Origin of the sequence: Microbulbifer sp. MLAF003, assembly GCF_030012965.1 — a bacterium.
GTDB classification, from domain to species: domain Bacteria; phylum Pseudomonadota; class Gammaproteobacteria; order Pseudomonadales; family Cellvibrionaceae; genus Microbulbifer; species Microbulbifer variabilis.
In genome coordinates this window covers 4,320,001-4,334,179 of the sequence record NZ_CP120232.1, presented here as the reverse complement: position 1 = coordinate 4,334,179, position 14,179 = coordinate 4,320,001, and the positions used below count along the sequence as shown (strand labels likewise).

At 54.3% G+C, this 14,179-nt stretch carries 14 protein-coding genes and 2 pseudogenes (1 of these 16 cut by a window edge); 5 read left to right on the top strand and 11 right to left on the bottom strand.

Annotated features, from left to right (window positions below; all coding sequences use genetic code 11):
* Window positions 1-7: 7 nt before the first annotated feature.
* From hemB to P3339_RS20750, 9 genes and pseudogenes are all read right to left on the bottom strand, one after another.
* Window positions 8-1,018 (bottom strand): porphobilinogen synthase, encoded by a 1,011-nt coding sequence (gene hemB / locus P3339_RS20785; protein WP_282951758.1) that lies wholly within the window; start codon window positions 1,016-1,018, stop codon window positions 8-10.
* Between the two features lie 125 nt (window positions 1,019-1,143).
* Entirely contained in the window at window positions 1,144-1,770 is a 627-nt protein-coding gene (locus P3339_RS20780) for a GntR family transcriptional regulator (protein ID WP_020411480.1), read from the bottom strand.
* A 6-nt stretch (window positions 1,771-1,776) separates the two neighbouring features.
* Window positions 1,777-2,952, bottom strand: a complete 1,176-nt coding sequence (locus tag P3339_RS20775; protein ID WP_282951757.1) for a benzoate/H(+) symporter BenE family transporter — start codon at window positions 2,950-2,952, stop codon at window positions 1,777-1,779.
* Window positions 2,953-3,127: 175 nt separating this feature from the next.
* Window positions 3,128-4,411, bottom strand: a complete 1,284-nt coding sequence (hemL, locus tag P3339_RS20770) for a glutamate-1-semialdehyde 2,1-aminomutase (protein WP_020411478.1) — start codon at window positions 4,409-4,411, stop codon at window positions 3,128-3,130.
* A 170-nt stretch (window positions 4,412-4,581) separates the two neighbouring features.
* Complete coding sequence (locus P3339_RS23660) at window positions 4,582-4,959, bottom strand: bifunctional hydroxymethylpyrimidine kinase/phosphomethylpyrimidine kinase (RefSeq protein ID WP_353056943.1); 378 nt, start codon at window positions 4,957-4,959, stop codon at window positions 4,582-4,584.
* Window positions 4,917-5,366 carry a bifunctional hydroxymethylpyrimidine kinase/phosphomethylpyrimidine kinase gene (locus tag P3339_RS23655; RefSeq protein ID WP_353056854.1) on the bottom strand — a complete coding sequence of 150 codons (450 nt, stop codon included), beginning with the start codon at window positions 5,364-5,366 and terminating at the stop codon, window positions 4,917-4,919. Before P3339_RS23655 ends, P3339_RS23660 begins: the two co-directional genes overlap by 43 nt.
* Before the next feature lie 82 nt (window positions 5,367-5,448).
* A complete protein-coding gene (gene hemJ / locus P3339_RS20760) occupies window positions 5,449-5,871 on the bottom strand; it encodes a protoporphyrinogen oxidase HemJ (protein WP_282951756.1) in 423 nt (140 codons plus the stop codon).
* A 34-nt stretch (window positions 5,872-5,905) separates the two neighbouring features.
* Window positions 5,906-6,070, bottom strand: a complete 165-nt coding sequence (locus P3339_RS20755) for a hypothetical protein (protein ID WP_282951755.1) — start codon at window positions 6,068-6,070, stop codon at window positions 5,906-5,908.
* A 32-nt stretch (window positions 6,071-6,102) separates the two neighbouring features.
* Window positions 6,103-7,544 (bottom strand): annotated as a pseudogene (locus P3339_RS20750) (chloride channel protein).
* A gap of 276 nt (window positions 7,545-7,820) precedes the next feature.
* On the opposite strand from P3339_RS20750, the gene argC reads away from it, so the two are divergent.
* The 4 genes from argC to erpA all read left to right on the top strand — a co-directional run bounded on the left by argC (window position 7,821) and on the right by erpA (window position 10,650).
* Complete coding sequence (gene argC / locus P3339_RS20745) at window positions 7,821-8,867, top strand: N-acetyl-gamma-glutamyl-phosphate reductase (protein ID WP_282951754.1); 1,047 nt, start codon at window positions 7,821-7,823, stop codon at window positions 8,865-8,867.
* 63 nt (window positions 8,868-8,930) lie between these two features.
* The gene (locus P3339_RS20740; RefSeq protein ID WP_020411473.1) at window positions 8,931-9,662 is read left to right on the top strand and encodes a DUF6776 family protein; all 732 of its coding nucleotides are present in this window, start codon (window positions 8,931-8,933) and stop codon (window positions 9,660-9,662) included.
* Window positions 9,663-9,724: 62 nt separating this feature from the next.
* Entirely contained in the window at window positions 9,725-10,138 is a 414-nt protein-coding gene (locus P3339_RS20735) for a bactofilin family protein (RefSeq protein ID WP_020411472.1), read from the top strand.
* Between the two features lie 158 nt (window positions 10,139-10,296).
* A complete protein-coding gene (gene erpA / locus P3339_RS20730; RefSeq protein WP_020411471.1) occupies window positions 10,297-10,650 on the top strand; it encodes an iron-sulfur cluster insertion protein ErpA in 354 nt (117 codons plus the stop codon).
* 29 nt (window positions 10,651-10,679) lie between these two features.
* On the opposite strand, the pseudogene P3339_RS20725 reads toward erpA, so the two are convergent.
* Together P3339_RS20725 and P3339_RS20720 are read right to left on the bottom strand one after the other, a co-directional pair.
* Window positions 10,680-11,787, bottom strand: a pseudogene (locus P3339_RS20725) (anhydro-N-acetylmuramic acid kinase).
* A gap of 16 nt (window positions 11,788-11,803) precedes the next feature.
* A complete protein-coding gene (locus P3339_RS20720) occupies window positions 11,804-13,183 on the bottom strand; it encodes a peptidoglycan DD-metalloendopeptidase family protein (protein ID WP_020411469.1) in 1,380 nt (459 codons plus the stop codon).
* Window positions 13,184-13,458: 275 nt separating this feature from the next.
* Here P3339_RS20720 and tyrS point away from each other — a divergent pair, with 275 nt between their 5' ends.
* On the top strand, window positions 13,459-14,179 hold the 5' portion of the coding sequence (tyrS, locus tag P3339_RS20715; RefSeq protein ID WP_282951753.1) for a tyrosine--tRNA ligase. 584 nt of this gene lie beyond the right edge of the window; the window shows 721 of its 1,305 coding nt (coding positions 1-721); its start codon is at window positions 13,459-13,461; its stop codon lies beyond the right edge, outside the window.

Sequence of the window (14,179 nt, the reverse complement as noted above, 5' to 3'; positions counted from 1 at the left end):
TTGACGACTAGCTCTGCAGCAGTCGTGCGGCCTCTTCGGCGAAGTAGGTGAGGATGCCATCTGCACCGGCGCGCTTAAAGGCGAGCAGTGATTCCAAGATAACAGCCTCCCGCTGTAGCCAGCCGTTCTCGAAGGCGGCACAGTGCATCGCGTACTCTCCGCTCACCTGGTAGGCGAAGGTGGGCACTCGCAATTCTTCCTTCACCCTGCGTACTATATCCAGATAGGGCATACCCGGTTTAACCATCACCATATCAGCACCTTCCTGCAGATCCAGAGCGCACTCGTGTATGGCTTCATCGGTATTGGCTGGGTCCATCTGGTAGCTGGCTTTACTGCCGCCTTTCAAATTGCCCGCTGAGCCAACCGCGTCGCGGAAGGGGCCGTAGTAGGCAGAGGCGTACTTGGCCGCGTAGGACATAATCAGGGTATTGGTGTGGCCTGCCCCTTCGAGAGCCTGGCGAATGGCGCCGATGCGACCGTCCATCATATCTGAAGGTGCGACCATGTCTGCACCGGCAGCTGCATGGGATAGAGCCTGCTGCACCAGTACTTCTACAGTTTCATCGTTGACGATATAACCGCTGTGGTCCATCAGCCCGTCCTGGCCGTGGCTGGTAAAGGGGTCCAGGGCTACATCGGTAATGACGCCCAGCTCAGGCGCAGCATCTTTCAGCTCACGCACGGCGCGCTGGGCCAAGCCATCGGCATCGTGGGCGGCACTGGCGCAGTCTGATTTTGCCGAGGGATCTACCACGGGAAACAGGGCCACTGCGGGGATGCCCAGTTGCTGCAGTAGCTTCGCTTTTCTCGCCAACAAATCCACACTCAGGCGCTCCACCCCTGGCATAGAGGCTACCTTTTGGGTTTCGTTGCGCCCCTCGATTACAAACAGCGGCAGGATCAGGTCATCGCAACTGAGCTGGGTTTCACGCACCAGGCGACGCGAAAAATCCTGGGCACGCAGGCGGCGCAGGCGGGTGTTGGGATAGGCACCGCGGCCGAGACTTTGACTCATAGGGCATTTACTCCGACTATCCATAAGGCTGCAGAAATCCTGCAGCCACAATTGGCGGCCATCATATCAAATTGCTTACTGCGGTGATTTCGGAGGCTCCATAAGTCCCCGCAGTTAGCCTCCATTCAGGGTTGAGCTGAGCGCAGATAGCGCACCAGTGATTTACCGGCGGCTTCAATATGTTGTGTCAGTAATGTTGTGGCTAGCTCTCTATCTCCCCTTTTCAGGGCTTTGAGGATGGAGAAATGCTCCCCCTGGCTAGTGTTTTGGTATTGCAGGCTGCGGGATTGGTAACCGATATAGCGTTCACACTGGCGGTGTAGTTGTTCCACTGCAGAAAAAAGCGTTGGTCGCTCGGCTGCCTTGTAAATGCAGGCATGGAACTGCCAATTCAGGTTGCCGATTAGTTCGGCGGACATTTGGGGGTTGGCCTCCATCGAATCGAGAATATCGTTGGCTCGCCCCAGTACTTCCCCACTGAGCTTATCTAGCGCCAGGGTCTGCAATAGGGGCTCGAGGCGCATACGCATCAGGTAGAGGTCCTCTACTTCGATAGGGTCAAACTGAGGCACTGCAACACCGCGCTTGCCGTGTGGTGAGAGCCAGCCTTCATTTCGAAGTTGATGCAGGGCATCCCGTACCGGGATACGGCTTACATCGTAGAGTTCAGCAAGTTCAACCTGCCTTAATACTTGCCCTGGGATGAAGCGCCCCCGCTGTAGATCTGCTTTGATTTTATCGTATAGGCCCATTGGAGCTTATGAACTCCTGCGGTTAAAAAGCCAGTAACAGGCGAGCCCGCCCAGTAGCCCCCAAAATGCGGAGCTGACACCAAACAAACTAATACCTGAAGCGCTGACTAAGAATGTGATGATTGCCGCTTCTCGATGTTCTGCTTCTGCCGTAGCACTTGCCAGGCTATTGCCAATGACCCCTATCAATGCCAAGCCCGCAAGGCCGGCGATTAATTCCTGTGGAAAAGCGCTAAATAATGCCACTACGCTGGCACCACACAAGCCCACGATTAGATAAAAGATACCGGCCGCAATACCGGCGGTATAGCGCTTGTCTGGATTGGGATGCGCCTCAGGACCGGTGCAAATTGCCGCCGTAATAGCGGCCAGGTTGAAGGCAAACCCGCCAAAAGGGGTCAGTAGTAGGGAAGCCAGGCCCGTACCGCTGATGACTGGGGAAATGGGCACTCTTCCATAGCCGCTGGCAGCCAGAGTTGCGGCACCGGGCAGATTCTGGGAGGTCATAGTGACGATAAACAAAGGCAGTCCAATACCGATCAAAGTGGAAAGGCGAAACTCCGGAGTAACCCATACGGGTTGTGCGGCTTGCCAGTGGATTTGATCGAAAGAGATCAATTGTAGCTTCCAGCAGGCAGAGACCCCGACCATGAGTACCAAAAGAATGGCATACCGCGGCGCCCATCTCCGCCCAACTATGTAGGTTAGGGACATAGCGCCAACAAGAATTGGCTGGGCTTGCAGGGATGTGAATACAGAGAGGCCAAATTGTAACAGTATACCTGCGAGCATGGCACTGGCGATGGGGGTTGGTACTAGGCGATTTACCCGGTCAAAGGCTCCAGAAAGGCCTACCAGCAGAGTTAATATGGCGCTGCAGACGAAAGCTCCAATAGCTTCGGCAATCGGAATCCCGGTGAGACTGGTGGCCAGCAATGCTGCGCCTGGGGTCGACCACGCAGTAATCACGGGAGCCCGGTAATACCAGGAAAAGGCGATACAGGTTAGCCCCATTCCCAATCCGAGGGCACCGATCCATGAGCCGGTCATTAGCTGGTCGGCACCGGCAGCCCGTGCGGCCTCAAAAACAATCGCTGCTGAGCTGGCCACTCCTACCAGAACTGTGATGAACCCGGCGCTGACAGTGGAGAGGCTGGTATCTAAAAGTGGCGATTTATTCAAAATGTATACCTTTTAAATTATGTATACATTTTTGTAGATGCTTTAACAATATACAAGACTTATGCGTCGAAGCGCGCCAATACCTGAGAAATGGTTGTGATTTGTGCGAGTGGTAAAATGGGATTTAGTGTTGGAGTGCAGCACCTGCGGGCGGCAGGTGCTGTAGCAGGGGCAATCAGTCGAGGCGTGCAAAGACTTTTTCTGCAGCGGCTATGGTTGCTTCAATATCCTCATCGGTGTGAGCCGCGGACATAAACCCGGCCTCGTAGGATGCTGGTGCCAGATAGACCCCCTCCTCGAGCATGCCGTGGAAGAAGCGATTAAAGCGCTCATTGTTGCATGCCATTACCTGCTGGTAATTGGTGACCTTTGACTCCTCGGTGAAGAAAAAGCCGAACATGCTGCCAACTTTGTTGGCCGTAACAGGAATACCTGCTGTCTTCCCGGCAGCGAGAATGCCTTCCACCAGGCGGTCTGTCCTGGCTACCAGTGGCTTGTAGAAGTCGCTCTCCTCTACCAAGCGTAGGGTTTCCAGGCCTGCCACCATGGCCACCGGATTTCCGGACAGGGTGCCTGCCTGATAAACCGGCCCCAGTGGCGCTATCTGCTCCATAATTTTGCGTTTGCCACCGAAGGCGCCTACTGGCATACCGCCACCGATTACTTTACCGAGGGTAGTAATATCGGCTTCGATACCATAAAAGCCCTGAGCGCCGGTCAGGCTCACGCGAAAACCGGTCATTACCTCGTCAAGAATTAACAGGGCGCCGTGCTGGTCGCAGACTTCCCGCAGGGTTTCCAGAAAGCCGGGCACCGGGGGAATACAGTTCATATTACCGGCTACGGGTTCGACGATAATGCAGGCGATCTGATCACCGAACTCTTCGAAGCAGGCGCGTACAGCATCTGGATCGTTGTAACTCAGGGTGATGGTGTGGTCCGCAAGGGCGGCAGGTACCCCTGGAGAGGAGGGCACGCCCATGGTCAGGGCGCCGGAACCGGCTTTTACCAGCAATGAGTCTGAATGGCCGTGGTAGCAGCCCTCAAACTTCACAATCTTATCCCGTCCAGTATAACCGCGTGCCAAGCGAATGGCGCTCATTGTGGCTTCGGTGCCGGAGTTGACGAAGCGCACCAGATCCATATTTGGCCATAGCCGGCAGAGTTCCTCGGCCAGCTCGGTTTCCAGCTCGGTGGGAGCGCCAAAGCTGAGGCCGGATTGAGCCTGCTCCACAACGGCCTCGATGACTTCGGGGTGGGCGTGGCCCAAAACCATGGGCCCCCAGGACTGTACATAGTCGATATAGCGCTTGTCATCAGCGTCGTAGAGGTAGGCGCCCTCGGCACGGCGGATAAATACCGGCGTACCGCCAACCGCGCGGAAAGCCCGTACCGGAGAGTTAACGCCGCCGGGAATGTACTGCTGTGCTTCTGCGAAGAGCTGCTCGGATTTACTCATAGAATTCATTCAGAAATTACGGAATAGGCCAAGAATCAGCGGACCATTATCGCGGCGACAGGCCTTGAGGACAATGTGGAGATCACAGGGGTGTGGATTTCGGGTTGGCCGGCGGGTCGCACCGATTTTCACACCGATGCGGCAAGTCACTTGTCGGGCAGGGAGAGGCTTTAGCGCTCACACCAGAAAAGGCGATTGGGTATCGGCCGCCCCATACCCAGGCGGCGGCTGTCGCGAATGGCGCTCCAGGCATACTGTTGGCTGCGACTGACAGCCTCAATGATGGTCAGGCCGTGGGCAATATGGCAGGCGATCGCTGTGGCCAGGGTTCCGCAGACCCCATAGGCCGCTGGTGGCAACCGTTCCCAGTGGAATTCCCGGATCAGGCCACGTTCGTCGTAGAGACGGTTTTGTAGCTGTTGCTCATGGGGTACGCCAGTAAGTAACAGATAGCGGCAACCGCTTTCAAGCAGCTCCTGGGCCATGGCGTCATGTGTATCGGCCTCTACCGCCATAGCGCGGGCTTCGCGGCGATTTGGGCAGACCATGGTGGCATAGGGGAGTAGTAGGGAGGCCATGGCTTCCCATAGTGGGGGGCCAACACACTTTCCTTATCCGCCAGTGTGGCATCGGGGTCGATCACTACCGGGATATCGGGGTAGTCCCGCAATACGCTGTGCAGTGCCCGAACATTCTCTACGGAGCCCAGGTATCCCACCTTGATTGCAGCTACCGGCATATCTTCCAGAACTGTGCGGGTTTGCTCTACTAGCAAGCTTTCATCTACTGGAGCAACCCCAAGCAGTTCGCCAGTGTTACACACACTGATGGCGGAAACCGCGGAGGCAGCATGGCAGCCCAGGCTGACAGCCGTCTCCGTATCTGCGGCTATTCCTGCACTGCCGCTAGGGTCATGGTGGGTGACGGTCAGAATAACGGGCTGCGGTGTATCCATAGAAAATCTACATGACTGCCAAAAGCTGTGCGCCTAATTTTAGTTGCTGGCTGCCCGATACAAAGAATGATTTTGCGCCAAATTAAAATGGCTTGACCACAGCCAGAATCACAATGGCAAACAAGGCTACAGTCGGAACCTCATTAAAAATACGAAAATAGCGTCCGCTACGGGTATTGGTACCCTGGGCAAACTTACGCACATAGGCTCCACACATATGATGATAGGCCAGTAACAGCACGACAAAGGTAAGTTTCGCGTGCATCCAGCCTGCGGATGTGTAGTAAGCCGGGTTTAGGCTGTAGAGCCAGATGCCTAGAGCTACGGTAGCGATCATCGCGGGAATGGCGATACCGCGGTACAGGCGTCGCTCCATAATGCAAAAGCGATCGCGACTTACGGCGTCTGTGGCATCGACATGGTAGACAAAAAGGCGTGGCAAGTAGAAAAGCGCAGCAAACCAGCACACCATGGCGATAATGTGAAAAGCCTTGATCCACAGCATTGAATATCCCCTCAAAAAGAAACGCGAAATTATTTTATTTCCGGTAAAAGTTATCGATCTGTAGCGGCAGAATAATGCCCGCGATGCGATTGTCCAGTGAGCCGCTCTGATGGCGATTGATATACAGGGCATCGGCTCCAGTGCTTTTCAGTTTTTGCTGGGCTTCGAGCAGGGTGGCGCACCAATTTAGTTCGGCCATTTGTTTACGCTCGCCAGGAATTTTAAGCAGGTCTATGAGGGGGGCTGCCCAGGTTTTTCCTCCTCTTGTTTTACTGTGGTTTCTGTATCCCCACCTTTTTCGGCACCCTGTAAAAATGTGGCCAGGTCGGCAGCACGCAACAATTGCGGAGCGGGTTCATCGGGCAGGTCGATCAAAATCCACTGGGGGTGTTGAGCGATTAACTCTCTCGCCTGATCAACTGGGATTTCCCTTGGTTCAACGACAAAGTTTCTGTCCATTTGGCTGGCTACGCCGACACTACTGAGCATTTGTTGGCGCCAGGTGGGGGTCCCGGCCTTGTTCAAGGCGCGTAAGGTTTCCTGGTAAATCCCCCGGGTGGCGAATACCTGTCTGCTAATAAGCATCGCTACTACGATCATCATCATGCCTGGGAACAGGACATTCGGATTGTAGGTCAGTTCGAGAATTGCCAGCAAAGCTGCCAGTGGAGCATTGAGCATTGCCGCCATCATTGCGGCCATACCCACCATTGCATAAAAGCCCGGGCTGGCGGTGTGTGGTCCCAGCCACATATTGGCGAGGCCTCCGGCGATCCCCCCAGGCAGGCACCAAGAATCAGGGCTGGGCCTATGACTCCTCCGGGGATACCCAGCCCCGAACCCAGTGCTGTTGCCACCAACTTGGCGGCAACAATTACCGTTAATGTGGCGATGCCCAATTCTCCCAGCATTGCCATTTGCAGGGTGTCGTAGCCACCACCAAGAATTTCAGGTACCCAAATGCCTAAGGTGCCGGTTACAAGTCCCACCAGTAAGAAGCGCAGTAGCGGGGAGCGATACTGTTGGCGTGTCAGGCTGCGGTGGGCCCAAATAAATAGAGCTGCCAAGAGTCCGATTGCGAGTGCGCAGAGAAATAGGATAGGCAGCTCTGCGAGGGAGTTAAGCTGGATAGCCGGAACGTTAAAGTCTGGCTCACGCCCAAAGGTAATTTGGGTGATGGCACTGCCAGTCACTGCAGCCAACATGACAGGTAAAAAACCCACCACTGAATACTCGAGCATCACCACTTCCATGGCGAACACCATCCCGGCCAGAGGAGTATTAAAAGATGCGGCGATAGCTGCGGCTACACCGCAGCCCAGCAGGCTGCGTGCCGAGTTATTGGGCAGGTGCAGTACACGTGCTAGCCAGCTGCCACTGGCGGCTCCAAGGTGTACAGCAGGCCCCTCACGTCCTACAGAGTGGCCGCTGATCAGAGCAATGGCGCCGGCAAAAAACTGCAGTAGAGCATTTTGTATTGGCATTTTGCCCTGATGGTTATAGAGGCGATCGAGAACATGCACCACACCGACGTCGTAGCGCTTGGGGCTGAGTAGCAGATAGATAATGCCGATCACCAGTGAGCCCAGCACAGGTAGGGCAAATCGCCAGAAAGGCGATAAGGATTCATAATTTTGGGGGACTGACAGGAAAAATGTTGTAGGCCACTCCATTGCCAGGCGGAAGAGAATAGTTACACCTCCAGCCAATAGCCCAGTAATTAATGCCATACCCACTAGTGGCGCTAAAGCCTCCTTGGCAGAGAGTTGCAAACGCACGTGTTCCAAGCTGTTTGTCTTGGGTAAACACCGAGCTAACGCGTTTTTCAGTAATTTCCTAGGGCGCTGTGACACTGCACATCCTTCAAGTGCTGGGGCTTATGGTAGAGTGCTTGGCTGGTTTTATGATTATCGTCTCAGTTGGCAGATTTACCGGGAGATTTTAGCAAGGTGATTAAGGTAGCAATTGTTGGTGGCACCGGCTACACAGGTGTTGAACTGCTAAGGCTTTTGACGACACATCCGCAAGCAGAAGTTACCGCAATCACCTCACGCTCTTTGAAAGGCACCCCGGTGGCGGAGTTATTTTCCAGCTTGCGAGGCCATTATGACTTGGCTTTTTGTGAGCCGGATATTGAGCAACTGTCCGCTTGTGATGTGGTATTTTTTGCCACTCCCCATGGGGTTGCCCAGGCCCAGGTGCCGGCGTTGATTAAAAGAGGTGTACGAGTTATCGACCTCTCCGCCGATTTCCGCCTCAAAGATATTTCCACCTGGGAGCAGTGGTATGGCCAGGAGCATGCTGCTCCCGAGTTGGCCCAGGAGGCCATATACGGATTACCGGAAGTAAATCGTGCCGAGATAGCTGGTGCTCAATTGGTGGCCTGCCCAGGCTGTTATCCCACTGCGATTCAGCTGGGCTGGATTCCACTATTGGAGGCGGGCGCTATTGAACCAGCGGGCTTAATCGCCAGCGCTGCTAGTGGTGCCAGCGGTGCGGGTCGCCAGGGTAAGACGGATTTGATATTGGCTGAAAACAACGACAATTTCCGCGCCTATGGGGCTGCTGGCCATCGCCACTTACCCGAAATTGAGCAGGGGCTACGACGGGTCCAACCCTGTGAGGCGAGCCCTGCCCAGGTGACCTTTGTTCCACATCTCCTGCCAATGATCCGGGGCATACACGCAACCTTGTTCGCGAAGTCCAAGACAGATATGTCACCACTGGAATTGCAGCAGTTGTTTGAAAGTCGCTATCAGAATGAGCCTTTTGTGGATGTTCTCCCCGCTGGCAGTCACCCTCAAACCCGTAGTGTGAGAGGTACGAATATGTGTCGTATTTCCGTGATGCAGCCCCAGGGTCGGGATACTCTGCTGGTAATGTCGGTAATCGATAACCTCGCCAAGGGCGCTTCTGCCCAGGCGATACAGAATATGAACATTATGTTTGGCCTAACTGAGACGTTGGGCTTGGAGAGCCCGGCGCTGCTGCCTTAGAATCAAAAAATACGACAATCGATAAAACCCGGTTAAGCCGTAGCGGATTTTTGGGAGCTCAGAGTGAAAGGCAGCAAGCAGTACCGTATGAAAGTGGTGCCCCATCGCCCCTTTTCAGGTGTAATCACAGCAGGTGGTGTCGCCCTGTTGGTACTGGTTACTTCTGCCAGCTCTTACTACGCCGGACAGTATCAACTGCGTAAAAACCTCGATGAAAAAACGAGGGAGTACACAAGGGTACTGGGGCGCCTTGAGGCGTTGAACAGTGAAAATGAAACTCTGCGCATGCGTGCAGCAACTGCTGAGCAGTCCCTGGCGATTGGTGAGCAGGCCAGTGAGACTGTACGAACCGAGCTTGTGCAGAAAGAAAACCAGATCGCAGAGCTAAAGCAGGAAATCTCTTTTTACCGCGGCGTTATGGCCCCGGCAGATGGTGGTGAGGGAGTATCTATAGGCCGCTTTATTCTTTCGCAGACGGCTGATGCGCGGAGTTACCAATACAAATTACAAGTCCAGCAGTCGGCGGTGCGACGCAACGTGGTTCAAGGCTCAGCCACTTTCACTGTGGTGGGGCGCCAGGATGGAGAGCTGAAAAGCTACCCACTAAAAGATTTGTCTGACCAGGTGGAGAGCGTATCCATTCCACTGCGTTTTAAATACTTCCAGAATATTGAGGGCGAACTGCGCCTCCCCGAGGGCTTTGTTCCTGAAGGGGTGGAGTTATCGCTTAAGTCTACCGGGCGCAAGGGATTCAATATCGAACAGCGCTACGGTTGGCTGGTACAGAAAAGCTAGCATTAATGCCAGAGGCATGAGGTTTTAGGGATTATGTTGAGAAAAAAGAGAAACAAGTAGCTATGGCCAGTTCCGGTAGTAACCACACGACCCTAATTGCGCGCCAGACAGAAGTATCTGGGGATATTCACTTTCGTGGCAATCTGGTCATTGAGGGCAAGGTAAAAGGCAATGTCACCGCTCATAGCGATAGTGATGCGCGCCTGCAGATAGTCGATGGCGGAATCATAGAGGGAGAGATCCGTGTTCCTCAGGTGGTGATTAACGGAAACGTGAATGGCGATGTGTACGCCACGCGCCACCTGGAGCTGGCGGCCAAGGCTATGGTGGAAGGCAATGTGCACTATAAGCTGATTGAGATGGTAAAGGGTGCCCAGGTGAACGGGGCCCTGGTTTCCAACGTGGATATTAGCTCCGCTGGTGAGACCCCCATGATCGGTTACTCGGAAGATGAGACTGTCATCGAGGCTTCCTGAAGCCCACTCGACAGGCCTGGCAGGTGAGTAGCACCAGAGCCTGTTGCTCGCAAATACTTGACTGGTTTCCTGGGTTTAAGCAAGATGACGCCCCCGTAGCTGCATTCTGCATAGCTTTTATGCGAGCTGCGAATGTCCCGATGAGTTGAGAGAGACTTATGTCAGAAGCTGTATCCTTTTCTCCTGCGCCACTGGTAGTCACCGATAAAGCTGTGGCCAAGGTAAAGAGCCTGTTGGAAGAGGAGGGCAACCCGGAGCTCAAGCTCAGGGTGTTCGTCACCGGTGGTGGCTGCTCAGGATTCCAATACGGTTTTACCTTCGATGAACTGGTTGCCGAAGACGATGCCATCATTGAGAAAGATGGTATCCAGGTACTGGTTGACGCCATGAGTTATCCATACTTGGTTGGCGCCAATGTTGATTACGAAGAGGGTTTGGCCGGATCTCGCTTTGTGGTGCAGAACCCCAATGCTTCCTCAACCTGTGGGTGCGGCTCCTCCTTCTCGATCTGAGCCGCACTTTAGGCGATTTGAGCGGTGTTTCAGGGGGAGTAAATGGCGCCCAAAACAGCCTCTTTTTTGCTCCTGTGACTCCGGGGCAGTTGCCGGGCAGGCCGAGTAGAGTCTGCCGGGCCAGCCAGGCAAAGCCCACAGCTTCGAGCCAGTCGGCATCGATTCCATAAGTGCCGGTATCGGTAATTGACCAGGTTGGCAGTCGTCTCTGCAGTCGAGACAGCAGATCTTTATTTTTGGCCCCGCCCCCACAAATCAGTAGTTCCCCCCATCAGCGAACAAATGCACAGCCTCGGCAATACTGGCGGCAGTTACTTCCGACAGGGTTGCCTGCACGTCTGCAGGAGACAGCTCCAGGCCAGCTAGCGCCTGCTCCAGCCAGCTGGCATTGAAGGTTTCACGGCCGGTACTCTTGGGAGGCTCCGCAGCAAAATAGGGATCTGACATCAGGCGATTGAGCAACTCGGGGTGGGCACGACCACCAGCTGCCCAGGCGCCATCCCGGTCAAACGGTTGCTTCTTATGTAGGTTCACCCAATAGTCCAGCAAGGCGTTGCCGGGCCCGGTATCGTAACCATATACACTGCCATCGGCTGTCAGCTCGGTGATATTGGCCATTCCACCGATATTCACCACGGCGCGATTGCCCTCGGTTTTAAAAGCGGCGCGGTGAAATGCGGGCATTAGCGGAGCACCCTGGCCTCCGAGGGCCATATCGCGTCGGCGGAAGTCCGCTACCGTACTGATACCAGTCAAAGCTGCGATAGTGTTCGGGTCCCCCAGTTGTAAAGTGAAGGGGGAGGTCACAGTGCCTGGCGGGCGGTGCCGCACAGTTTGTCCGTGGCTGCCAATTGCGGTTACTGCGCTGGCCTCAATACCGGCACGGGCCAACAGGGTATTGGTGGCCTCGGCAAAAGCCTGGCCGAGCTGTCGGTCCAACTGTCCGGCACGATCCAGTTCAGAGGGACCTGGGGCGCAGAGGGCTAGGATGGCATCACGCAGCGAGGGGTGAATCGGGTGGCCCAGAGCTGCCAGGATACGCGGCTTGATTCTCTCTTCGCCGCCAAAATCGACCAGTGCAGCGTCGATGGAATCGACGCTGGTGCCGGACATTAGACCGATAAAAAGATCGGGCATATTGAATGGCGCTTTATCAATTGTTTTCGTCAAGTTTGGCCAATGCTGGGCCCTGGTAGTTTTCCAGTTTTGCCAGCAGAGGTTGAGTCTGGTTTTTGAAGCGCGTCATTTCAGAGGACGGCACTGACTTGGCTTTGGGAAGCTTGCGCACAATTGTTGCAGGGTTCCGATGTCTTCCGTCCACCAGGAATTCGTAGTGCAGGTGTGGACCGGTTGCATACCCGGTTGAGCCTACAGTGCCTATTACTTGGCGCTGTTTTACTCGTTGACCTTTCTTCACTTTGCGTTTGGTCAGGTGTAGGTAGCGGGTAACGTAACGTTCTCCGTGCTGAATAAATACATAATTGCCGTTGGGCTTACTGTAACCGGATGCGATCACACGGCCATCCCCTGTCGAGTAAACCGGGGTGCCACGCGGGGCGGCATAATCTGTGCCGTTGTGAGGGCGGCGCGACTTGAAAACCGGGTGCAAGCGCCGTGGATTAAAGTGGGAGCTGATGCGCACTATATCCAGCGGCGTACGAATAAATGCCTTGCGCATGCTTTTGCCTTCAGGCGTGTAGTAATTGGCGTCGCCGCTACTGTCGATGTAGCGCACTGCACTGTAAGTGCGGCCCTGATTGGTAAAACTGACCGCTAGAATGGGGCCATTGCCAATTTTTTCCCCATCCAGGAATTTCTCTTCAAACATCACGCTAAAGGTGTCGCCCTGGCGTATATCCAATGCAAAATCGATATCGGAGCTGAACACATCAGCCACTTCCATAATCAGGCTATCACTCAGACCGGCCTCACTTCCGGCAACAAACAGGGAACTGTCAATTTGAGCCAGGCGATAGGCGGGGTGGCTGTCAGGCTGGCGCTGTACCAACGTATGCTGGAAGTCATTACCCTCCGCGCGGGTAAATTTGACTTGGTTGAGACGGTCTCTCTGTAGTTCCAGACTTTGCAGTTGGCCTTCGGAGTTGACCTTAAATGTCAGCTCTTCACCAGGAGTCAGACGCGCTAGTTTCTTAGCTTCCTTGCCGCTGCCAAGCAGCTGATACATTTCGCCTGCGCTCACTTTGGCACGCTTGAACAGATCGGAAAGGGTGTCTCCGTTGCGCACCGTGAGGTTCAGGGACTGTATTGCCTCTACCGTCGCACTCGCCAAGGGAATGCTCTGGCGGGGCGAGACAGCCGCCAGTTGCTTGTCAATTTCCAGCGTGTCTTCATCTAAGGAAGAGAGATTGACGTCCAGGGGCATGCGCTTGGCTTCTACCTCTGGAGTGGGAATAAATAACGCCAATACGAGTACGCAGGCAGCGACACCAGCTGTTAGTGCGTGTACTCGCGGAAAGTGTTTGGGCAAGGCGCCAATACGGACACGTGAAGTCGGTTTGCGATGATTTTGCATGGTATTAATGGGCGGCGCCGGCTGTGGTTGTTATCTGCGCTTGAAAATCAGGGTGTTTAAAAAACAGGCATTGAAAGGGCTTTATAGCAAAAAAGCCGCCTTGGTTCACGGGGTAATTGACCCGGCTATCCATGAGTAAGTTCCTTGGCAGTAGTTTTACAGGTCGTGTCGAGCGCTTTTGCCCGCTTGTATTTGCTGCAAACTTCGGTAATGTTGCAGCGCATTTTGCCGCCGTCCGGCGGTACTAATTTCAAGCCTGAAGATGAGGGGAAAGCATGGCTGGGGTCGACATGACACTGCTTGAAGACTTGGACCGCCGCGGATTAATCAATCAAGCGACTGGTGACGGCGAACTGACGCAGCATTTGTCGGAGAGTCGAACCCTCTATTGCGGCTTTGATCCTACCGCAGACTCCCTTCATATAGGTAGTTTAGTACCATTGCTGACTTTAAAGAGGTTTCAGGCGGCGGGACATAAGCCCATAGCGCTTGTAGGCGGTGCCACGGGCTTAATCGGCGACCCCTCTTTCAAGGCGCAAGAGCGCAGCCTTAATACGCCCGATGTTGTTGCAGGCTGGGTGGATAAACTGAAGAGCCAAGTTTCCCAGTTTATTAATTTCGAATGCGGTGGGAATAGTGCAGTTGTTGCGAATAACCTCGACTGGACGCGCGATTTGAACGTGCTAGATTTTTTGCGTGATGTAGGAAAGCACTTCTCTGTTAACAATATGGTTAACAAGGAATCCGTAAAGCAGCGTATCCAACGTGAAGGGGAGGGGATTTCCTTTACCGAATTTTCCTACATGTTGCTGCAATCAATGGATTTCTCCGAGCTGTATAAATTGCACAATTGCACCCTGCAAATTGGCGGTTCAGATCAATGGGGCAATATTACCGGTGGTGTAGATCTGACCCGTCGACAACACCGTGGTAAAGTCTTTGGCCTGACTCTGCCATTGGTGACTAAAGCAGACGGCACCAAGTTTGGTAAAACAG

What these genes read in the sequence shown, in the direction of transcription:
- hemB (WP_282951758.1), bottom strand. Translation starts at nt 1,018, where the DNA reads ATGAGTCAAAGTCTCGGCCGCGGTGCCTATCCCAACACCCGCCTGCGC.
- P3339_RS20780 (WP_020411480.1), bottom strand. Translation starts at nt 1,770, where the DNA reads ATGGGCCTATACGATAAAATCAAAGCAGATCTACAGCGGGGGCGCTTC.
- hemL (WP_020411478.1), bottom strand. Translation starts at nt 4,411, where the DNA reads ATGAGTAAATCCGAGCAGCTCTTCGCAGAAGCACAGCAGTACATTCCC.
- P3339_RS23660 (WP_353056943.1), bottom strand. Translation starts at nt 4,959, where the DNA reads ATGGTCTGCCCAAATCGCCGCGAAGCCCGCGCTATGGCGGTAGAGGCC.
- P3339_RS23655 (WP_353056854.1), bottom strand. Translation starts at nt 5,366, where the DNA reads ATGGATACACCGCAGCCCGTTATTCTGACCGTCACCCACCATGACCCT.
- hemJ (WP_282951756.1), bottom strand. Translation starts at nt 5,871, where the DNA reads ATGCTGTGGATCAAGGCTTTTCACATTATCGCCATGGTGTGCTGGTTT.
- P3339_RS20755 (WP_282951755.1), bottom strand. Translation starts at nt 6,070, where the DNA reads ATGGCCGAACTAAATTGGTGCGCCACCCTGCTCGAAGCCCAGCAAAAA.
- P3339_RS20735 (WP_020411472.1), top strand. Translation starts at nt 9,725, where the DNA reads ATGGCCAGTTCCGGTAGTAACCACACGACCCTAATTGCGCGCCAGACA.
- erpA (WP_020411471.1), top strand. Translation starts at nt 10,297, where the DNA reads ATGTCAGAAGCTGTATCCTTTTCTCCTGCGCCACTGGTAGTCACCGAT.
- P3339_RS20720 (WP_020411469.1), bottom strand. Translation starts at nt 13,183, where the DNA reads ATGCAAAATCATCGCAAACCGACTTCACGTGTCCGTATTGGCGCCTTG.